Genomic DNA, 21,634 nt, shown 5'->3' on the forward strand with positions numbered 1-21,634 from the left:
TTTGGAGGCAATATATGAAAATAGTTATAGTTGGCGCAGGGGCCATAGGCAGTCTTTTGGCAGCTATGTTATCTAAAACCAAAGAAGAGGTATGGGTCCTGGAAAAAGATAAAGAACGATCTGCTATTATCAATAAGCACGGTATCAGTATTGAAGGTGTTTCGGGCAGCTGGAACGCAAAAGTAAAAGCAACAGTGGATGTTTCCGAAGTAGATAAGGCTGACCTGGTGCTTATCTGTGTAAAATCTTATGATACCAAGAAAGCCGTGCTCTCAGCCAAGCCTTTACTCCATAAAAATACTGTCGTCCTGACATTGCAAAATGGCATCGGTAATATTGAAGTCATCAGCGAAATTATCGGTGAGAATATGGTTATGGGAGGCGCTACCAGCCAGGGAGCTACGCTTATTAAACCTGCCCATGTCCGCCATGCAGGTAAGGGTGAAACAGTAATCGGGTTCATCGACGGCAGGACCACGGTAGAAATACGCTCCATAAGGGAGTTATTTAATAAGGCGGGCCTGGAGATTAAAATATCAAGAGATATAAAATCAGTTTTATGGTCTAAGCTGATAGTAAATGTCGGCATAAATGCAATATCTGCCCTTACCAGGATGAAGAATGGAAAATTGATCGAGTTTGAAGGGACCCGTAAGATATTAAGGGCAGCTGTTTCGGAGGCTGTGCGCATTGCAAAAAGGAAAAGAGTCAAACTTATTTATGATGACCCGCTTGCAAAAGTAGAAGCTGTCTGCGAGTCTACTGCACAGAACATCTCTTCGATGCTGCAGGACGTGCTGAATAAAAAGAAGACAGAAATAGATTATATAAATGGGGTAGTTGTGAGATTAGGGCAGGAACTCTCAATTCCAACGCCTGTTAATTCTCTTTTAGTTGATTTAGTTAAAACGATCGAATCCGGTTACGAATCAGTAGTAGAAAACAGCCGTAGCTGATAAAGCCCCGGCAGGTGTTTTGTTATGATAAAAAAAAGCATTATTTTTTTTATGATTCTTGCTGGGTTCGGTTTGCTGCTGCGCTTTTTTTTAATTAATCCTACCGTAGGTTTCCTTAGCAAAAGCCGCGATTTTGAATCAGCAGAGAAACAGATATTAACCGACCTCAAAAACAGGGAAGATAAGACCGCCTTTAACAGGGCGCAGAGAATATTGAGAACTGACCCTGAGAATAATTTTGCCATCTGGGCAAAGGCGGAAGTTTTACGCAGAAGGTATGATTTTAAAGAATCGCAAGAATTGCTTGAACAGGTATTAGCAAAGGACCCTGATCATACCTTAAGCCAGATTTCTTTAGCTTATATATATTATAATGATTCTAAATTAGATGAAGCAACACGCTTATTAAAACAATGTTTGGGGCAAAAGGATCTAAGCAGCCAGAACCGTGCAATGGTGTATATTTTGATCGGTTCTATAAATGCAAAAAGGATCAACAGTTCGGCAATGATTGATAAATTATTTTTTGCAGTGAATATAAAAAAATATTTTATCCAAGCGCTCGAAATCTCTCCTGAATTGCCTGAGGTCCATCTTGGGTTAGGCACGTATTTTTTATTGGCTCCTCAGATCATGGGCGGCAACGTTGATAAGTCAATTGAGCATCTTGAGATCGCCATTAAACTCTCGCCTCAATTTTCAACCCCCTATATGAGGCTGTCGCAGGCTTATAAGAAGAAAGGCGATATGGAAAAGGCGGAGTTTTACAGGCAGAAGGCCGTCAAGATAGAGCCGGGTATAGATAAATTAAAAAACCTTCAATAATAAAACCATAAAAACACCCAACCCTTTGTAATATGGAAAGCACCTTAATTGCAAATATATTCAGGGATATCGCTAATATTCTTGAGATAAAGGGAGAAAATATCTTTCGTATACGGGCATATACACGGGCCGCAGAGGTGATAGAGGGTTTTAGCGGAAACCTTGAAGAATATGTTAATGAGGATAAGCTTCAAGAGATACCCGGTATCGGCAAGGACCTTTCTGCAAAGATAATAGAAATATTTTCTACGGGTAAACTTAAGTTTTATGAAGATTTAAAACGAAGTATACCCGAAGGGTTGCTGGAAATTCTTAATATCCCTTCAATCGGGCCCAAGACTGCCAGGCTTTTGTACGACAAACTGGGCATAAAAGGTATAGCCGACCTGGAAAATGCCATATCTGAAGGCAGGCTCCTGAAATTGCCCGGCATAAAAGGCAAAACCGTAGAGAATATTAAAAAAGGAATAGCTCTTTTTAAGGAAGGCCGTCAAAGAATGCTTTTGCCGGAAGCCTATAACGTGTCTGATGGCTTTATAAAATATCTTAGTGCCATACCGGCAGTAGATAAAATCTCAGTCGCCGGCAGCCTAAGGAGAAAAAAAGAGACCATAAGGGATATAGATATTTTAGTTACTTCGAAAAACCCGGGGAAGGTTATGCAGGCATTTTTGAAAGCTCCTTCGGTTAACCGGGTTTTAGCCAAAGGAGAAACGAAAAGCTCGGTAATAACAAAAGGCGGTGTGCAGGTTGACTGTAGGGTAGTAAAAAATGAATCCTATGGCGCTGCGCTTATATATTTTACAGGATCAAAAGATTTCAATATAAAACTCCGGCAGCTAGCGATAAAAAAGAAGCTGAAGATTAATGAATACGGAATATACAGGGGCAATAAATTAATTTACGGTAAAGATGAAAAAGGTGTTTTTAAGGTATTAGGCCTCGATTATGTAGAACCTGAGTTGCGCGAAAACACAGGGGAAGTAGAACTGGCAATTAAATCTGGATTGCCAATTTTGATCCAGGATAAGGATATAAAAGGCGACCTGCATGTTCATTCTAAATGGTCTGATGGCATTAACAGCATAGAAGAGATGGCTTATGCGGCAAAAGGAGCGGGGTATTCATATATAGCTGTAACCGATCATTCCCAGAGTTTAAAAGTTGCCGGAGGATTATCAATAGGTGATTTGCGTAAAAAGAAAAAAGAGATCGATAAGATAAATTCTAAATTGAATAATTTCAGAGTGCTTTACGGCACGGAGGTTGATATTGATTCTGAAGGCAATATTGATTATGATGATGATATATTGAAAGAGTTTGATATTGTAGTAGCTGCTATCCATACCGGGTTCAAACAGGCACGGATTCAAATAACCAGCAGATTAGTAAGGGCATGCAATAATAAATATGTGAATATCATCGCGCATCCTACTGGGAGATTATGGGGTGTGCGACCTTCTTACGATGTAGATTGGGAGAAAGTGTTAAGCGTGGCCAGAGATACTAACACCACACTTGAAATCAATAGCTTTGCCCAAAGGCTTGACCTGGATTCCCATGATGCAAGGCGTGCGGCTGAATCCGGAGTAAAGCTGGCCATAAATACTGATTCGCATGATATAGGGCATTTGAAATCAATAAAGTTCGGAGTCGGCGTTGCCAGAAGGGCGTGGCTTAAAAAGGAAGATGTCATAAATACGCTCACTTTAGATGAGTTACTTAAGAAGATAAGGAAATGAAAGCAGCTCATAACTAATATCGAGCATCGAGAATCTCTTAGTCTACAGTTAACGGGCCACACAGTATGGCTGATAGCTGAGAGCGGATAGCTGAAAGCTGCATTTGTTCACAGTTCATGGTTCATAGAAATGACTAGAGTAGTTAGTCACAAAGACACACGACACAAGGACACAAAAATCTTGAGTTCACTATTCACATTTCACGGATTGAGACTTATTTTGCGTTATTTTCTTGTTTCTGCGCTCCGTCCACTTTGCTCCGCGCACAAGGCTACTTTACCAATTATTGTTTTATTGTCTGCTCTATTTCTCTCCGGATGCCAGGAGAGTGAATTATACAGAGAAAAGATGGTTTTGATGGGGACTTTTGTTGAAGTTATTTCTCCTGACACTCGGGCGCCGGCAATTGTTTTTAATGAAATAAAGAGGGTAGAATCCATTTTTAGCAAATATAAAGCGGATAGCCAGGTGGCATTGCTAAATCATAATGGCAGGATTGCTCCTTCAAAAGAGCTGTTTTTTGTTGCAGAAAAGGCAAGAAAATTCTGGGAGGATTCCGGGGGTGCTTTTGATGTAACTATCGGCCCGTTAATGGATGCCTGGGGTTTTACAGAAAAAGAATACATCAGGCCCCCTGATGCCAAAATCAGCGAGGCCCTTCTTAAGGTAGGCCTTGACAAAGTTGATATTAAGAGTAATCTAATATATTTTAAGGTTGCAGGCATGAAGGTGGATTTCGGGGCGATTGCAAAAGGATATGCTGTTGATCGCGCGGTCAAAGAATTAAAGAATGCAGGCATAAATAGCTGTTTGATTAATGCAGGGGGCGATATTTATTGCCTGGGGAAAAAGTTCGGCCGTCCCTGGAGGGTAGCTGTAAATAACCCCCGCAGAAGCGGGTATATTGAATACCTTAACATAGAAGATAAAGCTGTTGTTACCAGCGGAGATTACGAGAATTTCTTTATAAACAACGGAAAGCGTTTTTCTCATATATTCAATCCTAAGACAGGATATCCGGCTGATTCAGGGGTTGTTTCGGTGACTGTAGTAGCTGATGATTGCCTTACAGCGGATGCGCTGGCAACAAGTATTTTTGTTTTAGGCAGAAAAGAAGGCTTGGAGCTTGCTAAGAAATATAATTCAGGCCGGGTGATAATAATATCCAAAGACGATGTTTAAGATCATAGATAAAGAAAACTTAAATAAAGAAATTGTGCGAATCGAAATCGAGGCGCCTCAAATTGCGGCTAAAGCCAACGCCGGGCAATTTGTAGCTGTTGTCATTGACGAAAAAGGAGAGCGCGTGCCTTTAACAATCGCTGACTGGGATGCAGAAAAAGGCACAATAACTTTGATTTTTCAAAAAGTCGGCTTCACAACAAGAAAATTTGGAGAAATGGGTGTAGGCCAGATCCTGTTTAATGTCTTAGGCCCTTTAGGCCATGCTACCAGGCCAATTCAGTCAAAAACAATCATTTGTGTAGCCGGAGGGGTAGGAATAGCCGAGATTTATCCGGTTATCAGGCTTTTTAAATCTGAAGGGAATAATGTAACAACTGTAATCGGCGCCAGGAATAAAGGCCTGTTAATCTTAGAGGAGAGAATAAGTAAAATTTCAGATAAGCTTTTTATAACCACAGACGACGGTTCATATGGCGATAAAGGCTTCGTCACAGACGTCTTAGAAAAGATTATCAACGGCCAAGAAAATGCTGGACGTAATATTAAACCTGATTTAGTATATTGTGTCGGTCCTGTCATGATGATGAAGGCAGTGTCAGAATTGACCAGAAAATCCGGCATAAAGACAATTGTAAGCCTCAATCCGATCATGGTCGATGCTACAGGTATGTGCGGCTCCTGCCGTTGTAAAGTAGAAGGCAGGACGGTATTCGGATGTGTTGACGGCCCTGATTTTGACGGCCATCAGGTTGATTTTGATGATTTAAGTAACAGGTTGGGGCAATTTAAAGAAGAAGAAAAAAATGCAGACTAAAGTTACCCAAAACAGAAATATCAAGGTTTATGCGTTATTCCTGCCTGAAATAAAAGAATTACTTCAGGCCAAGGATTTTAACAGCCTGAAAGAGTTTTTAAAGACAGTACATTCATTGGACCTGCCCGAGATTTTAAAGTCTCTTGAGCCCGCGGAAAAAATACTGGTTTTCAGGCTGTTGGGAACAAAAAAAGCCGTTGAGGTTTTTGAGAACCTAAGGTTTGACGACCAGAATTATATATTAAATAATCTGGAGAGCCAGGAAGTTTCCCAGATCATAAATGAAATGGCCCCAGATGAACGGGCTGACCTTTTTAAAGAATTGCCAAGCAAGGTATTCAGAAAGTTTTTTGCATTGATAAATAAGGAAGAGGCCCAGGATTTGAAGAACCTTATGGTTTATGAAGAGGGCACAGCAGGCAGCCTTATGACTACAGATTTTGTTTCTTTAAAAAAGGATATGACTGCAAAGAATGCAATAATCTCAATACAGCAGAACCTGCGTGCTGATTACCGGGAGAATATTTATTCTGTTTTTGTTACTGATGATAACCGCAAGCTTCTTGGCCATATTTCTCTCCAGGATCTTTTGAAGGCGCCTCCGGATATACTTGTTAAAGATATAATGGGCACAAACGGTTTTATTAAGATCTATCCAAATACCACCAAAGAAGATGTAGCAGCATGGTTTAAGCAGTATGATTTATTGGATGCGGCAGTGATTGATGATAACGGAATACTGGTAGGGATAATAACTGTTGATGATATTGTCGCAGAAATGGAGAAACAGACCACTAAAGATATATATGAAATAGGTAAGATGGATGCCAGGGGCGGTGAAATAATCAGCTATGCTTCTGCAACTACCTTTGAATTAGTCAGAAGAAGGGCAGGCTGGCTGGTCCTTCTGTTGATTTTTGATTTTTTGACAGGCACAGTATTGAAGAATTTTGAGCATACTTTAAGCGCGGTTGTAGCGCTGACATTCTTCATACCAATGCTGCTTGATACAGGAGGAAATGCCGGAGCGCAGACATCCATTACCATTATAAGAGGCTTGGCAACAGGGGATGTAAATTTTAAGAATGTTTTTAAAGTAATAAGGCTGGAATTCTCTTCTGCTTTCCTTATGGGTATTATTATAGGCTCGGTTGCTTTTGCAAGAGCCCTGCTTCTACAGAAAGATTTTCATATAGCCCTTGTAGTAGGCTTAAGCATGGTGGCAATAGCGATACTTGCTATCTGCACAGGGGTATTTCTGCCGCTTTTCTCCAAGAAGATCGGCCTTGATCCTGCATCTTTGGCAGGCCCGATAACTACCAGCGTTGTTGATGTTGTTGGATTGATTATTTATTTTAAAATTGCTCAAGCGTTTATTCCGGCGCTGAATTTCTAAATGCGTAATAAAGTCCCACAGCAGCCACCAAAAAAGCGTATCAGTAACTTTTTTGAAGTGGCCTTAGGTTATTCTAAAGAGCAGGCTGAAGCTGAAGCTAAGCGATGCCTTCAGTGTAAACAGCCCGCATGTGTAAAAGGCTGTCCCGTCCAGATTAATATCCCTGCTTTTATTAAGTTGATTAAAGAAGGAAAACGTAAGGAGGCGCTTAGTAAGATTAAGGAGAGAAATAATCTTCCTGCTGTCTGCGGCCGGGTTTGTCCGCAGGAGGACCAATGTGAAGCCGCCTGTATATTGAACAAAAAGAAAATCCCGATTAATATCGGTGCGCTTGAAAGATATGCTTCGGATTACGAGTTAGAAAATAAGCAACATCTTGAAGGCTCGGCAACCGGCGCAGGCACAAAGGTTGCTGTTGTCGGAAGCGGGCCCGCAGGATTGACTTGCGCTGCGGATTTGGCAAAACTTGGATTCAAGGTAACAGTCTTTGAGTCACTGCATTTTGCCGGCGGGGTTTTGACTTACGGGATACCTGAATTCAGGCTGCCAAAACAAATAGTTGCCAATGAACTTGATTATATCCGTAGTTTGGGTGTGGAAATAAAGCCCGGTATTTTAATAGGCAACACTTTCAGTATTAAAGACCTTTTTCAAGAGGGTTACAAAGCTGTATTTATAGCCACTGGAGCAGGCCTGCCACAGTTCCTTGATATTCCCGGAGAAAGCGCAAAGAGAGTTTACTCTGCGAATGAATTTCTTACCAGGGTAAATTTAATGAAGGCTTATAAATTTCCGGAATACGCAACACCGATAGCTATCGGAAAGAAGGTAGCGGTAATCGGCGCAGGCAATGTTGCAATGGATTCAGCCAGGGTTGCACTTCGCTTAGGGGCAAGTGTTTCTCTGGTTTACCGCAGGACCGAAGTTGAGATGCCGGCCAGGGTCGAAGAGGTCCAGAATGCAAAAGAAGAGGGCGTCAAATTTTTCTTGCTATCGCAGCCTAAGGAAATCCTGATGGACAAAAACGGTTTCGCAATCGGATTAAAATGCATAAAGATGAAACTAGGTGAGCCCGATGCTTCGGGAAGGAAGCGGCCTTTACCTGTAGAAGATTCGGATTTTATTATTGAGGCAGATACTGTAATAGTCGCCATAGGCCAGAGCCCAAATCCTCTGTTGCCTAAAACGGTTCCCGGGATTAAAATGAATGCTGACGGCACCATACAGGTTAATGATAATATGATGACTTCTATCCCAGGTGTTTTTGCCGGAGGTGATATTGTTACCGGCGCCGATACTGTAATTTCAGCGATGGGGGCAGGTAAGAAAGCGGCTGTAGAGATAGAGAAGTATATTAATAAAATATAAGTTCACTGTATTGGTTCATAGTTCATTGTTCATAGTTCATAGAGCTGTCCTTACGTCCATGAACTCTGAACTAATCTATGAACTTTGAACCATCAACCATGAACTAATAATGAGGCAATAGTTATGGAAAAAATAACAGTAAAGAATATCTTGGCGCTTAAAAGTCAGCGCAAAATCACTATGCTTACCGCGTATGATTATCCTTTCGGCCAATTTGTAGATAAAGCAGGCATAGATATGATTTTAGTCGGGGATTCTTTGGCCAATGTTGTCTTAGGGCTGGATTCTACTACCAAAGTCGGTATGCCTGAAATGCTTCATCATGCTAAAGCAGTTGCCAGGGCAGTAAAGCGGGCGTTAATAATCGGTGATATGCCTTTCGAATCATATCAGATTAATACAGAAGAGTCGGTTGTAAATGCGCGAAGATTTATAGAAGAAGCAAACTGCGATGCCGTTAAGCTTGAATGGTTTGACAAGTGTCTTGAAGTCACCGAGAGCATAGTTAAATCAGGTATAGACGTAATGGGCCATATCGGGCTCACTCCTCAGACAGCCGAAAAGCAGGGCGGATTCAAAGTCCAGGGTAAGGATGCCGAGGCGGCTCAGAAGATAATCCAGCAGGCGCTTGCTTTAGAAAAATGCGGGTGTTTTGCTTTAGTGCTTGAATGTGTACCTGACAGAATAGCGGAGATGATAACCCAAAAATTAAAGATACCGACTATCGGTATCGGCGCAGGCCCTTATTGTGACGGGCAGGTATTGGTTATTCATGACATGCTTGGTTTGTTTGAAAGATACACGCCAAAGTTCGTAAAGAAATATGTTGATCTCTCCGGATTAATAACCGAGGCGATCACAAATTATAAAAATGACGTACTTGAAGGTAAGTTTCCTTCCAAGGAGCACACTTTTACTATAAAAGAAGATGAAGTCAAGAAAATCCGGTAATTTCGTTAATTTTCTTAAATTAGTATGGATAATTATTGCTTGGCTCTTGATAATAGCTTCGCTGGGAGTCTTTATAGTAAAATACGCAGGGCCGCCGATATTAAAGTCATATGTGAGAATGGGTGTAGGGGATTGCCGAAGGCTGCCTGTACTATGCGTAAGTTTTGATAAAGGCGTATATCACTCAAATATTGATGAAGAATTTATCTCTTTGCTTGCAGTCTATAGTTTCCCGGGCATGGAGATCAGACTGCCTAAGAATTTCCTCGCCGTGAAAGAGAAGATAAATAAAGTCTATTATAAACGCAGGAAAGTAGAATTAAATTCCAAGCCGACTGCTTACCTGCTTAGCCAGCCGCCGGGTTTCTTCGTCAATCTCTTCCCTGAGGTCAAGCGTTTTGGTGTTGAGAGTGATTATCAGTTTTATGAGAACCTCCTTGCTTCAAGATACGATAATTTAACGAGTATCAAAGATGCTTTTTTTATAATCATGAAATCAATATTTACTCCTGACCTTGGGCCCCAGGAAGATGTTAAGATGATAAAAGCAGAATGGCAGGCAATGACCGGTTTTATATCTTATAATCTGTCTGGAGAGACAAATTACTTTGATTGTAATTTATTTGACAAGGCAGGAAATTATTCCAAAGTGTATATAAAGGATAAAAATAAAGAACTGACCCTGCAAAAGGTATATAGCATAATAAGTACGCTGAAAACAGGGAATTAGTTCATACATTAGTTCATTGTTCATAGTTAATAGTTTATAGAAATATGCCATCTATCCATGAACTTTGAACTATGATCTATGAACCAATAAATCCATGAACTTTGAACCTTCAACCGTGAACTAATATCTCCTTGACTTTTAACTTAAATTGAGATAAAAATAAAAAGCTATGGCCGATAATTTAATGGAAAATATAGTATCTTTATGCAAACGGCGCGGCTTTATCTTCCAATCCTCAGATATCTACGGCGGTTTGGCTAATACCTGGGATTACGGCCCTTATGGGGTAGAGTTGAAGAATAACCTTAAACGTGCCTGGTGGAAGTCGGTAGTCTATGATAGGGATGATATCCTTGGGCTGGATGCCTCGATTTTAATGCACCCAAGGGTCTGGGAGGCTTCTGGCCATGTGCAGAACTTTTTTGATTTAAAAAGTGATTGCAAGAAGTGCAAAAAGCGCTTTAAATCCGAAGACCTGAAAGGAAATAAAACTTGCCCGGAATGCGGCGGAGAATTGACAGAAGGCAGGCCGTTTAACCTGATGTTTAAGACTTACCAGGGCCCGGTTGAAGATGCGACTAATCTTATTTATCTCAGGCCTGAGACCGCGCAAGGCATGTTCGTAAATTTCTCAAATATAATTGATTCAAAGCACCCTAAGCTTCCTTTTGGTTTGGCTCAAGTAGGCAAGTCATTCCGTAACGAGATAACCCCCGGTAATTTTACTTTCAGGACAAGAGAATTCGAGCAGATGGAGATCGAGTATTTTGTGAACCCTAAAGATGCGGATAAGAAATTGGAAGAGTGGATTGAGTACCGCTTTGAATGGTATTTGAACCTGGGTTTAAAAAAAGACAGTTTAAGGAAACGCAAACATGCCGAAAACGAATTGGCGCATTATGCTAAGGCATGTACCGATATCGAATATAATTTCCCATTTGGCTGGTCAGAACTCGAAGGCGTTGCAAACCGGACGGATTTTGATCTCAGGCAGCACTCAGAGGCAAGCGGCAAGGATTTAAGGTTCTTTGACGATTCAAGCAAGGAAAGGTTTTTCCCGTATATAATTGAGCCTTCCGGCGGAGTTGACAGGAGCGTATTGGCATTCTTGGTAGATGCATTTGCGCAGGAAAAGGTCAAGGATGATACAAGGGTTGTCTTAAAGCTGCATAAGGATCTGGCGCCGGTAAAGGTAGCTGTGCTGCCTTTGCTTAGGAATAAACCGGAGATTGTGGAGTTAGCAAAGAGAATCTCCCGGGAACTTAAGAAAGCATTTGTTACTGTTTATGACGACACAGGCGCAATCGGCAAGCTCTACAGAAGGCAGGATGAAGTCGGCACGCTCTATTGTGTCACAATAGACGTCCAGTCCCTTGATGATAAACAAGCTACAGTCAGGGACAGAGATACCATGAAGCAGGATAGGGTAGAAATTAATAATTTAAAAAAATATATTTTAGACAAAATATGTTCATGATTATTAGATGGGTCACAAGGACACAAGACACAAGGACACAAAAAACTGTGACTTTGTGACGTGTGACTTTGTGACTGCTGATGATTTTGAGCTAAACAAAAAGGGAGGGTTTTAAAAGCAATGGCAAAGTATGTTTACTTCTTTGGAGGGGGTAAGGCTGACGGCAATGAATCTATGAAGAATCTTTTGGGCGGCAAGGGCGCTAACCTTGCTGAAATGGCTGGAAGCAAAGATTTGAAGCTCCCTGTTCCCCCGGGATTTACTATTACTACAGATGTTTGCACATATTACTACGAACATAAAAGGGCTTATCCAAAAGGCTTAAACGAACAGGTAAAAGAAGCCCTTAAGAAAGTGGAGAAATTGATGGGCAGGGAATTCGGCGACTCCGAAAACCCGCTTTTGGTTTCCGTGCGTTCAGGCGCAAGGAGATCTATGCCAGGGATGATGGAAACAGTCCTTAATGTCGGCTTAACTGAAAAAACAATACCCGGACTCATAAAGCAGAGCGGCGGTAACAGCCGGTTTGTATATGATGCATACCGTCGTTTGATAATGATGTATTCTGATGTTGTCATGGAGAAGGCAGGCGGCATTGAGCCGAAAGATTCAGAATCCGGAATACGCAAACAGCTGGAAAAGATAATGTCGGAGTTAAAGAATGTCTTGGGGTATAAAACCGATACAGAGCTTACTTGTGATGACTTAAAGAAGCTTTGCAGGTTATTTAAGGAGAAGGTCAAAGAAGTGCTCAAAAAAGAGTTTCCTGATGATCCATATGATCAGTTATGGGGAGGCATAGGAGCTGTGTTTGCATCGTGGAACGGTAAAAGAGCTATCAGCTATAGAAGGATAGAAAATATTCCTGATGAATGGGGTACAGCAGTAAATGTCCAGACAATGGTTTTTGGAAATATGGGCAATGATTCAGCAACAGGCGTAGCTTTTACAAGAAATCCCGGTAATGGAGAGGGGCAATTTTACGGTGAGTACCTTATTAATGCGCAGGGTGAAGATGTCGTCGCCGGTATAAGGACACCAGCGCCGATTAATAGCTATTCTACTTCAGAGCATAATAAAGAGATGCTTACTTTGGAAAAAGCCATGCCAAAAATATACAGGCAGCTATTTGATATCCAGCTAAAGCTTGAGAAACATTACCATGATATGCAGGATATTGAGTTTACGATTGAAAAAGGCAGGCTATTTATGTTGCAGTGCAGGGTCGGCAAACGCAACGGCCCGGCAGCTGTGCGTATGGCTGTTGATATGGTCAAAGAAAAACTTATCAATAAAGAAACAGCCGCTTTAAGAGTGACTCCTGCCCAACTTGATGAGCTCTTGCATCCTGTAATAGACCCGAAGGCCGAAATAAAAAGCAAGCCGATAGCCAAGGGGTTGCCTGCAGGTCCGGGCGGTGCTACAGGGCAGATAGTTTTCTCTGCAAATGATGCGGTTGAATGGGCAAAAAAAGGCAAAAAAGTAATATTGGTAAGAGAAGAGACTAATCCTGAGGATGTTGAAGGTATGCGTGCTGCTCAGGCTATACTTACTGCAAGAGGCGGCATGACATCGCATGCTGCGTTGGTTGCGCGCGGCTGGGGCAAATGCTGCATTGTAGGCTGCGGAGGTATCCATATTGAATATAACGAGAAGGAATTACATGCCGATGGCAAAGTATTAAAGGAAGGCGATTGGATTACTCTTAACGGCACAAAAGGCAATGTTTATGAAGGCCAGCTTCCTATGATGGATGCCGGGGAAGAGAACAAACTGTTAAGCAGTTTCTTGAGACTGTGCAGTTCTATCAAGAAATTAGGAGTGCGCACTAACGCAGATACCCCTGAAGATGCAAAGAGGGCAAGGCAATTCGGGGCAGAGGGTATTGGATTGTTCAGGACAGAGCATATGTTTTACGGAAAAGGCTCTGACCAACCGCTATTTCTTTTGCGTAAAATGATTGTTTCTAAGACTGAGGCTGAGAGGAAGAAGGCGCTTGGCGAATTGTTCCCTTATGTAAAAAAAGATATTAAAGGGACCCTTGAAGCTATGGACGGTTTTCCTGTGGTCTTCAGGCTGCTTGATCCTCCGTTGCATGAATTTGTCCCGCGCGAAGAGTCAAAGTTGAATGAGTTAGCAAAAGAATTGAATATCAGCCTTGATGAACTGCGTTCCCGCGCCGAGGCTTTACATGAGTCTAATCCGATGATGGGGCACCGCGGAGTCCGTTTAGGCGTTACTTATCCTGAAATAAGCTCTATGCAGATAGAAGCTATATTTGAAGCTGCAGCTGAACTTATCCAGGAAGGCAAAAAACCCTATCCGGAGATAATGATACCGGTTGTCTGCGATGTAAAAGAATTGCAGGACCAGCTTGTAATTGCAAAGACAGTTTACCAGAGTGTGCTTAAGAAATATAATTTAAAAAATATAAAACATATGTTTGGGACAATGATAGAAGTCCCCCGCGCAACATTGGTTGCTGATAAGCTTGCAAGCGTTGCCCAATTCTTCTCTTTCGGGACCAACGACCTTACACAGATGGGTTTTGGTTTCTCAAGAGACGATATCGGCGGATTCTTGCCGCATTACCTTAATAAGGGCATACTCCCTGAAGACCCGTTTCAGAGTATTGACCAGGAAGGTATTGGCGAGTTGATTAAGATAGGAATTAATAAAGGCCGCTCTGCCTCACCGAAGCTTGAAGTCGGTATCTGCGGAGAGCATGGAGGAGAGCCTAAATCAGTTGAGTTCTGCCATAAAGTAGGCATGGATTATGTAAGCTGTTCTCCTTTTAGGGTGCCTATCGCCATACTTGCCGCATCCCAGGCAGAGTTGAAGGATAAGGCTAAGGAGAAGGGGAAGAAGAAAAAGTAACCTAGTTCATTGTTCGTAGTTCATAGGGTCGTCCTTAGTCCATGAACCATGAACTAATCTATGGATTATGAACCGATTGATTGCGCCCCTGTAGCTCATAAGGATAGAGCAACGGTTTCCTAAACCGTGTGCGGCAGGTTCGATTCCTGCCAGGGGCAGTTTACTTAGTTCATAGAGCTGTCCATACGTCCATGAACTATCAACCATGAACCTTGAACTAATCTATAAACCTTGAACCATCAACCATGAACTAATCTATGGAAGCCTTAAAATCATACCTCAAAGATATAAGAAGCATACGGCTTTTGACTGCCGAAGATGAAGTCCGCCTTAGCAAAAGGGTTAAAAAAGGCGATGAGATGGCGCGTAAAGAGATGATCAGGGCCAACCTGCGCCTTGTAATAAACATAGCTAAGAGATATATGTATTTAGGTATACCTTTGCTCGACCTGATAGAAGAAGGCAATCTTGGCTTAATGAAGGCCGTGGATAAATTTGACCATAAAAAAGGTTTCAGGTTTTCTACTTATGCTGCCTGGTGGATAAAACAGGCTATAACCCGCTCAATATCTGAGCAGGGTAAGACTATCAGGGTCCCTGTGTATATGAGTGAAATAATAAGCAAGTGGAAGAAGGCAAAGGAGCATCTTTCGCAGAAACTTAAGCGTATACCGAACGACGAAGAGATCGCAAAGAATATAAAACTGCCTAAGGATAAGATTGAACAGGTTAATTTCTGGCTCACCAGTTCTACTTCCTCCCTTGAGGCTCCGGTGGGTGATGATAATGATAATCAGGTAATGGACCTGGTTGAAGATAAGACAGCCATATCCCCAGATTCTACTATAGAGCGTTTACTGGATAAGGAGAGGGTGGATAATTTGCTGGAGATTATGACTGACAGGGAGAGGAACATACTGGACATGCGTTTCGGGCTTGCGCAAGGCAAACCGCATACGCTTGCAGAAGTGGCTGGCAAACTAAAGATTTCAAGGGAAAGGGTCCGTCAGATAGAAGAAGCAGCGCTTAGAAAATTAAGAAGGTTTGTTGAACAGCAGGAAAAGGAGTTAAAATGAGCGGGGAATTTGATTTTAAGAAATATATCCGAGACATTCCCGATTTTCCCAAAAAAGGGATAATCTTTAAAGATATAACCACGCTTTTAAAAGATAAGAAAGCCTTTAAGGCGGCCGTAGAAATTATCGCCGATAAATTTAAGGGTAAAAAAATAGATATTGTTATGGCTGTTGAATCAAGAGGTTTTATCTTAGGGGCAGCTGTTGCCAACCGGCTTAATGCCGGCTTTGTCCCTGTCCGCAAAAAAGGCAAGCTTCCGTGGCAGACGATATCTGCAAGTTATGAGCTTGAATACGGCACGGATACGCTTGAGGTGCACAAAGATGCCTTAAAGAAGGGCGACAGAGTCTTATTAGTCGATGATTTAATAGCTACAGGCGGGACTGCCGGAGCGGTTATAGATTTAATTAAGCAGCTTGAAGGCAAGATCTGCGGTATTGCTTTTTTGATTGAGTTGGCTTTTCTTAACGGAAAAGAAAAACTTAAAGGGTATCCGGTTTATTCTTTGATTAAATATTGAGTGTTCATAGTTCATTGTTCATAGTTCATAGAGCTGTCCTTACGTCCATGAACCTTGAACCATCAATTATGAACTAATCTATGAACCTTGAACTACCAACCATGAACTAATCCATGTACAACCTCCATTCCCACACACTACTAAGCGACGGGGTGCTTCTTCCGTCAGAACTGGCAATGAGGCATTTTTCTCTCGGATATAAAGCCTTAGCCATAACAGACCATGTTGATTACAGCAATATTGAGCATGTAACGGATTCCATTATCAGGTTTGTTAAGGCCTGGCCCAAAAACCTGGGTATAAAAGTATTATCGGGCATAGAATTGACACATCTGCCTTTAGAACAGGTAGGTTTATTAACTAAATACGCCAGAAAGAAAGGCATCCAGGTTATAGTGGCGCACGGCCAAACCCCGGCGGAGCCGGTTTTAAAAGGATTCAACCGCGCGGCAATAGAGGCTGGTATAGACATTCTGGCTCATCCCGGCCAAATCACGGAAGAAGAAGTTCTGCTTGCCAAAAAATTTGGTGTTTTCCTGGAAATAACCACCAGAAAAGGGCACAAGATAACAAACAGCCACGTGTTAAAAACGGCATTAAATGTCGGCGCAAAAATAATCGTTAATACTGATTGCCATGCCCCCGAGGATATATTAGGCCGTGATGCGATGAATGTATTCTATGCTGAAACCGGTATTTCTGAAAATGAAATTAATAAAATAAACTCTGATGTAGAAGAACATTTTTTCAATCAAAGGAGGAGGTGCTGATGTTTCTCAGGCTGGGCTTAGCTGTTTTGATTTTGTTTTTATCCTTTACATTACCCGCTTGTTCAACAATGTCTAAAAGCAGCAATTTAAACGCCGATGGTATGCTGGAATCAGCAGCAACTTTTAAATTTGCCGATATTCCCGTGCCGGCAGGTTTCAAAATAGTACCGCAAGATTCCTATTCATTTGAATCTGGCGGTATCAGGGTGGGTGTTCTTAGGTATCAGGGTAAGGCTGACCCGGATGTAGTGATGGGTTTTTATAAAACTCAGATGCCTGCTTTAAACTGGAACCTGTTAAACGTGGTAGAGTTTGGGGATAGGATACTGAACTTTGACCGTCAAAATGAGACTTGTATAGTTGAGGTCAGGGCAAGGGGAAATAGCATAAAAATTACTGTTTCGCTGGGGCCAAAATCACAGCCTTTGGCGAAGAAATCAAAGCCTCCCTTAAAATAGGCAGAAAATTCAAAAAACACTTGACAAATAAGGGGTTGTGTGTTAAAAAAAATGAAATGGTTATACCACTGGAGATGACTTTAATCCAGGGCGAAACGGAGGTGAGAAAAAATAGCCTGAAGTCAGATCAAATTCCGGTGATATACTATAGAAGAAATTATCTAGGAACAACCTAATACCCTAGTTGATATATTTATTTTTTATTAAAGGAGGAACAAAATGAGTAAACGCTTAGTACTGGTTCTTGCGCTTGCATTTGTTTTCGGCGTTACTTTTTGTGCATACGCAGAAGTTCAGAATGTCAAAGTCAGCGGTGACCTTACCGTAATGGGTATATCCCGTAATGACCTGGACTTAACGAAAACAACTGGTGGCGGCGCAACAAGCAATGATGAACAGAACAATTTTTCATCGATTGCAAGAGTAAGAATTGATGCCGACCTCACAGACAATGTAATGGCGACAATAAGGTTGATCAATGAGAGAGATTGGGACGGTGAAGATACTACAACAACCGAAGCCAATAATATTGAAATTGATTTAGCCTATGCTACGATGAAGGAATTCTTGTATTCACCTTTATCGCTTACAATAGGCCGCCAGGAATTAAGGTATGGTAACGCATTAGTAGTTGGCGATCCTGATACCAACAACCTTGCCGCTGCATCAACATTGACCGCAGGCGATTTAAGTTTAAGAAAATCGTTCGATGCAATTAAGGCAGTGTTGAATTATGATCCATTAACCGTTGATTTAGTTTATGCAAAGATTGACGAGAACACGATTAGAGGCGCAAATTCAAACGATGATATTGACCTCTATGGTATTAATGCAAATTACGCATTAAACAAAGATACCACATTGGAAGGTTATATATTCTCCAAGCAAACCGGAAGCAATGCCACAAAATTCACTGCAGCTCAGAGAACTACAGGCGTCGCACTTGCTGATCCCGGCACAAAAGAAAATGATATCCATACCGTTGGTGTCAGGGTTGCTAATACATCTGTGAAGAATTTGATGGCACAATTAGAAGCAGCATTCCAGTTTGGTAAATACAACCCAGGTTATGACATCAATTCACAGAATGCAGCAGTTGAAGGCGACAGAAGAGCATATGCATTACAGGCTATAGCACACTATAACCTTATGGATATTGTCCCTTCAAGCTTAAGCAAGTATAAGCCGCAAGTAATGGGAACCTATACATATTTGTCCGGTGAAAAGAACACAAGGACATCCGGAACTTATCATGGATGGGATCCAATGTTCGAAGACCAGACACCAGGCAGCCTTATTAATGCCATATTTGGTTATTCTAACAGCCATACATTGGCTTTGACCGGTAAGGTAAATCCAATGGAAGATGTCGGCTTTAGAGTTGATTATGCAGCAGTCTGGTTAGATAAAAAATTCCCTGATACAGGCACTGCTACAGCCGGTTTCAACACCGTAAATATGAGAGGTGTTGCAGGCGCAAGCACATATACAATGACAGGAAAGAGATTTTTAGGCCAGGAATTAGATGCAACCTTGACCTATGATTATACCGAAGATGTCCAGTTTGGGCTTCGCAGCGGTATTTTCTTCCCTGGCGATGCACTTCAGGGCAACAATGACAGGAACGCAACAGAGTTAATCGGTACAATGAAAGTTACTTTCTAAGTATCGTTATGTAGTCATAAACCCTCGGGAGAGCATATCTCCCGGGGGTTTTTTATTACCACGTCACAAAGTCACACGTCACAAAGTCACAATTATGGATAAAGGATACAAAAAACTTTTAGTTTGGCAGAAGGCAGATGAATTAGCTTTACAAATTTATCTTGAGACAAAGCGATTCCCTAAAGATGAAATATATGGTGTTACTTCCCAATTAAGAAGAGCGGCTATCTCTGTCCCCACCAATATCGCTGAAGGCTCAGGTAGGCAAAACAAATCAGAATCTAAACAATTCATAAATATTTCTTTAGGCTCTTTAGCCGAAACCGAGTATTTATTAGAATTCTGTTTCCGTCTTAAATACTTAGATGAAGAAAATTTTAATAGGTTAGAAGAATTACGGAATGATGTTGGCGCCTTACTTTGGAATCTTTATAAAAGCTTTACGTAAAAGTAAAATAAGTTGTTTCTTTTTGCTTTTGTGACCAGCTGCTTTTGAATAGTCAATCGTTTTCTTAACTTTTGTGTCCTTGTGACCTTGTGTCCTTGTGACCCATTACTTTATAGTATGCTATATCTCTCTTTTATCTTCCACATGCACCAGCCTTATTACAAGGACATCCTGACACAGGAAAGCCCGGTTCCCTGGGTGCGGCTGCATGGCACCAAGGATTACCTGGATATGGTGGCAATATTAAAGAATTACCCTAAAATCCACCAAACATTTAATGTAGTTCCGTCGCTGCTTGAGCAAATAGATGATTATCTTAACCGCAATGTAAAAGACAAATACCTGCACTTATCATATAAAGAAGCAGCTGCGCTAACAAGCGAAGAGAAAAAATTCATCATTAATAATTTCTTCAGTATAAACAAAGAGAAGGTGATTTTATTTCATCCCCGATATTATGACCTATACCTTAAAAGGCAGAAGAACCAGGCTTTTAATACACAGGATTACCTTGATCTTCAGGTATGGTTTAATTTAGCATGGATAGACCCCACAACCCGTAATAGCTTTGAAGACTTAAAAAGAATACTTGTCAAAGAAAGGTTCTTCACTGAAGAAGAAAAGCATCTTGTCCTGGATAAGCATCTTGAGATACTTGAAGAGATAATCCCGACTTACAAGAAATTTCTCGAATCCGGGCAGATTGAACTTACTACAAATCCGTATTATCATCCGATATTGCCTCTGCTTTGCAACACCAGGACAGCCAGGCAGGCCAACAGGAGGACATTGCTGCCGGAATTAAACTTTCAATATCCCCAGGATGCAAAGTCCCAGGTTGATGAAGCAGTGAAATTCCATAAAGAGAAATTTGGAGTATTGCCTTTAGGTATGTGGCCTTCGGAAGAATCGGTTAGCGAGCGGATTGTCCCGGGCCTCATTGAATCCGGGATTAAATGGATAGTTACTGACGAAGCGATACTTTTTAAATCATTAAAGCTTAAGAATAGGGATACAACGTTATTATACCAGCCGCATTTACTTAAAAGGAAATGCGGTAATCTCACAGTAATCTTTAGAGACAGGAATCTTTCTGACCTGATAGGATTTAACTACAGTAATATGGATTCATCGGAGGCTGCCGAAGATTTCATGGCACACCTTAAGAACATTTCAACTGCTTTTAAGGATAAAGATATACTTGTGACCATCGCCATGGATGGAGAGAATGCCTGGGAATATTTTAGGTATGACGGCCATGAATTTTTAAACGAGCTTTATTCCAGGTTATCGGAGGCCGATTACATAAAAGTCGTTACAGTCAGCGAATATCTTAAAATGTTTGAACCAAGTAACAATATAAAACGCCTATGCGCAGGTTCCTGGATATTTGGCAACTTTGATAAGTGGATGAATAACCGCCACAAGGTAAAAGCATGGGAGTACCTTGCTCTGGCAAGGGCAAAGCTGGAGGAAGCAAGGGGAAGTTTAGATAAGGAAAAATTAGAGTTGGCTGCCAAACAAATTCACATAGCAGAAGGCTCTGACTGGTTCTGGTGGTATGGAGAGGATCCTACCGGAGACTTTGATAAAATGTTCCGCATGCATCTCTCAAATTTCTACCGCATCATAGGAAAAGACATCCCGGGGTATTTGGAGAGGGAAATATAAATTAGTTCATTGTTCATAGATCATAGTTCATAGATTTTGGCAGTTTCCATGAACCATGAACCTTCAACCATGAACTAATTGCATAACCTCTTGACATTAAACGAGTTTTTTGCTATAAAAGCATAAACATGGACAAGAAAGATATATACGAACATCTGGCTAAAATATATCTGGATGCCTCCTCGAAACGCAAGAAAAAGGACACCAGGTATATAAGGTTTAAGGCGCTATTTTTTGTAAGTTTGTGCTTCGTTTTTATCCTGGGTACAACATTAATTGTGGGTGTCCTTAAGGAAAAACCGAATAAATCGGAACTGGCGCTTCTGCTGTCCGTTGACGCCGCAAAAATAAATTTCAATTTCAATCCCGCCAAAAAAGAAACTTTTACAATTAATTTAAATAAGCTAAATTTGGGCAGGTACAAGGCTGTCGCTTTTTCAGTTAAAAAAGCCACTTATGATAATAAGATATCCTTAAGAGTGGATCTCGGCAACAATTTTAATGAACGTTCGGAAGTATACCTGCGGGATATACCTCATAAATGGAAAGAGTATGTTCTAAATTTTTCTGAATTTAAAAGTATCAGTGATTGGTCGGAAATGAAGGACATCGCTTTTTCAGTTGAACAGTGGAACGCCGAAAAAGATTCAGGTGTTATATATATAGATAATATCAGGTTCTTACGCTAATAGCGCTTAAGAAAG

At 41.3% G+C, this 21,634-nt stretch carries 19 protein-coding genes and 1 tRNA gene; all 20 read left to right on the top strand.

Annotated elements, in window-relative coordinates; translation table 11 throughout:
- The first annotated feature begins 14 nt into the window (after positions 1-14).
- On the top strand, positions 15-956 hold the full coding sequence (locus C4533_02745) for a 2-dehydropantoate 2-reductase (protein RJP28725.1): 942 nt from the start codon (positions 15-17) through the stop codon (positions 954-956).
- A gap of 24 nt (positions 957-980) precedes the next feature.
- Entirely contained in the window at positions 981-1,781 is an 801-nt protein-coding gene (locus C4533_02750; protein RJP28726.1) for a hypothetical protein, read from the top strand.
- A gap of 32 nt (positions 1,782-1,813) precedes the next feature.
- Entirely contained in the window at positions 1,814-3,523 is a 1,710-nt protein-coding gene (polX, locus tag C4533_02755) for a DNA polymerase/3'-5' exonuclease PolX (protein ID RJP28727.1), read from the top strand.
- Between the two features lie 129 nt (positions 3,524-3,652).
- Positions 3,653-4,705, top strand: a complete 1,053-nt coding sequence (locus tag C4533_02760; protein ID RJP28728.1) for an FAD:protein FMN transferase — start codon at positions 3,653-3,655, stop codon at positions 4,703-4,705.
- The gene (locus tag C4533_02765; protein RJP28729.1) at positions 4,698-5,522 is read left to right on the top strand and encodes a sulfide/dihydroorotate dehydrogenase-like FAD/NAD-binding protein; all 825 of its coding nucleotides are present in this window, start codon (positions 4,698-4,700) and stop codon (positions 5,520-5,522) included. The genes C4533_02760 and C4533_02765 overlap by 8 nt, the downstream gene beginning before the upstream one ends.
- Positions 5,512-6,918, top strand: coding sequence for a magnesium transporter (mgtE, locus tag C4533_02770; protein ID RJP28730.1), 1,407 nt, complete (start codon positions 5,512-5,514; stop codon positions 6,916-6,918). Before C4533_02765 ends, mgtE begins: the two co-directional genes overlap by 11 nt.
- The gene (gene gltA, locus C4533_02775; GenBank protein ID RJP28731.1) at positions 6,919-8,286 is read left to right on the top strand and encodes an NADPH-dependent glutamate synthase; all 1,368 of its coding nucleotides are present in this window, start codon (positions 6,919-6,921) and stop codon (positions 8,284-8,286) included.
- 123 nt (positions 8,287-8,409) lie between these two features.
- Entirely contained in the window at positions 8,410-9,237 is an 828-nt protein-coding gene (gene panB / locus C4533_02780) for a 3-methyl-2-oxobutanoate hydroxymethyltransferase (GenBank protein ID RJP28732.1), read from the top strand.
- On the top strand, positions 9,215-9,967 hold the full coding sequence (locus tag C4533_02785; GenBank protein ID RJP28733.1) for a hypothetical protein: 753 nt from the start codon (positions 9,215-9,217) through the stop codon (positions 9,965-9,967). Before panB ends, C4533_02785 begins: the two co-directional genes overlap by 23 nt.
- 169 nt (positions 9,968-10,136) lie before the next feature.
- On the top strand, positions 10,137-11,444 hold the full coding sequence (locus tag C4533_02790) for a glycine--tRNA ligase (protein ID RJP28734.1): 1,308 nt from the start codon (positions 10,137-10,139) through the stop codon (positions 11,442-11,444).
- A 120-nt stretch (positions 11,445-11,564) separates the two neighbouring features.
- Positions 11,565-14,321: a pyruvate, phosphate dikinase gene (locus C4533_02795; GenBank protein RJP28735.1), complete on the top strand. Its 2,757-nt coding sequence runs from the start codon at positions 11,565-11,567 to the stop codon at positions 14,319-14,321.
- An 84-nt stretch (positions 14,322-14,405) separates the two neighbouring features.
- A tRNA-Arg gene (locus C4533_02800) sits at positions 14,406-14,479 on the top strand.
- Between the two features lie 99 nt (positions 14,480-14,578).
- Positions 14,579-15,397: an RNA polymerase sigma factor RpoD/SigA gene (locus tag C4533_02805; GenBank protein ID RJP29211.1), complete on the top strand. Its 819-nt coding sequence runs from the start codon at positions 14,579-14,581 to the stop codon at positions 15,395-15,397.
- A complete protein-coding gene (locus C4533_02810; GenBank protein ID RJP28736.1) occupies positions 15,394-15,918 on the top strand; it encodes an adenine phosphoribosyltransferase in 525 nt (174 codons plus the stop codon). The genes C4533_02805 and C4533_02810 overlap by 4 nt, the downstream gene beginning before the upstream one ends.
- A 113-nt stretch (positions 15,919-16,031) precedes the next feature.
- Positions 16,032-16,688, top strand: a complete 657-nt coding sequence (locus C4533_02815; GenBank protein RJP28737.1) for a histidinol phosphate phosphatase domain-containing protein — start codon at positions 16,032-16,034, stop codon at positions 16,686-16,688.
- Entirely contained in the window at positions 16,688-17,146 is a 459-nt protein-coding gene (locus C4533_02820) for a hypothetical protein (protein ID RJP28738.1), read from the top strand. Before C4533_02815 ends, C4533_02820 begins: the two co-directional genes overlap by 1 nt.
- A 219-nt stretch (positions 17,147-17,365) precedes the next feature.
- Positions 17,366-18,811, top strand: coding sequence for a hypothetical protein (locus C4533_02825; protein RJP28739.1), 1,446 nt, complete (start codon positions 17,366-17,368; stop codon positions 18,809-18,811).
- A gap of 94 nt (positions 18,812-18,905) precedes the next feature.
- Entirely contained in the window at positions 18,906-19,259 is a 354-nt protein-coding gene (locus C4533_02830; GenBank protein ID RJP28740.1) for a four helix bundle protein, read from the top strand.
- 117 nt (positions 19,260-19,376) lie between these two features.
- On the top strand, positions 19,377-20,930 hold the full coding sequence (locus tag C4533_02835; GenBank protein RJP28741.1) for a hypothetical protein: 1,554 nt from the start codon (positions 19,377-19,379) through the stop codon (positions 20,928-20,930).
- 128 nt (positions 20,931-21,058) lie between these two features.
- Entirely contained in the window at positions 21,059-21,619 is a 561-nt protein-coding gene (locus C4533_02840) for a hypothetical protein (protein RJP28742.1), read from the top strand.
- The last annotated feature ends 15 nt before the right edge of the window (positions 21,620-21,634 follow it).

The organism is Candidatus Omnitrophota bacterium, from assembly GCA_003598025.1.
In the GTDB taxonomy this organism is placed as follows: Bacteria; Omnitrophota; Gorgyraeia; order Gygaellales; family Profunditerraquicolaceae; genus Profunditerraquicola.

Bases quoted from the DNA above. Each gene is read 5' to 3' on its own strand.
- C4533_02790 (RJP28734.1), top strand. From the start codon at position 10,137: ATGGCCGATAATTTAATGGAAAATATAGTATCTTTATGCAAACGGCGC.
- C4533_02745 (RJP28725.1), top strand. From the start codon at position 15: ATGAAAATAGTTATAGTTGGCGCAGGGGCCATAGGCAGTCTTTTGGCA.
- panB (RJP28732.1), top strand. From the start codon at position 8,410: ATGGAAAAAATAACAGTAAAGAATATCTTGGCGCTTAAAAGTCAGCGC.
- C4533_02765 (RJP28729.1), top strand. From the start codon at position 4,698: ATGTTTAAGATCATAGATAAAGAAAACTTAAATAAAGAAATTGTGCGA.
- polX (RJP28727.1), top strand. From the start codon at position 1,814: ATGGAAAGCACCTTAATTGCAAATATATTCAGGGATATCGCTAATATT.
- C4533_02785 (RJP28733.1), top strand. From the start codon at position 9,215: ATGAAGTCAAGAAAATCCGGTAATTTCGTTAATTTTCTTAAATTAGTA.
- C4533_02795 (RJP28735.1), top strand. From the start codon at position 11,565: ATGGCAAAGTATGTTTACTTCTTTGGAGGGGGTAAGGCTGACGGCAAT.
- C4533_02820 (RJP28738.1), top strand. From the start codon at position 16,688: ATGTTTCTCAGGCTGGGCTTAGCTGTTTTGATTTTGTTTTTATCCTTT.
- C4533_02835 (RJP28741.1), top strand. From the start codon at position 19,377: ATGCTATATCTCTCTTTTATCTTCCACATGCACCAGCCTTATTACAAG.
- C4533_02840 (RJP28742.1), top strand. From the start codon at position 21,059: ATGGACAAGAAAGATATATACGAACATCTGGCTAAAATATATCTGGAT.
- C4533_02810 (RJP28736.1), top strand. From the start codon at position 15,394: ATGAGCGGGGAATTTGATTTTAAGAAATATATCCGAGACATTCCCGAT.
- C4533_02805 (RJP29211.1), top strand. From the start codon at position 14,579: ATGGAAGCCTTAAAATCATACCTCAAAGATATAAGAAGCATACGGCTT.
- mgtE (RJP28730.1), top strand. From the start codon at position 5,512: ATGCAGACTAAAGTTACCCAAAACAGAAATATCAAGGTTTATGCGTTA.
- C4533_02750 (RJP28726.1), top strand. From the start codon at position 981: ATGATAAAAAAAAGCATTATTTTTTTTATGATTCTTGCTGGGTTCGGT.
- C4533_02760 (RJP28728.1), top strand. From the start codon at position 3,653: ATGACTAGAGTAGTTAGTCACAAAGACACACGACACAAGGACACAAAA.
- gltA (RJP28731.1), top strand. From the start codon at position 6,919: ATGCGTAATAAAGTCCCACAGCAGCCACCAAAAAAGCGTATCAGTAAC.
- C4533_02815 (RJP28737.1), top strand. From the start codon at position 16,032: ATGTACAACCTCCATTCCCACACACTACTAAGCGACGGGGTGCTTCTT.
- C4533_02825 (RJP28739.1), top strand. From the start codon at position 17,366: ATGAGTAAACGCTTAGTACTGGTTCTTGCGCTTGCATTTGTTTTCGGC.
- C4533_02830 (RJP28740.1), top strand. From the start codon at position 18,906: ATGGATAAAGGATACAAAAAACTTTTAGTTTGGCAGAAGGCAGATGAA.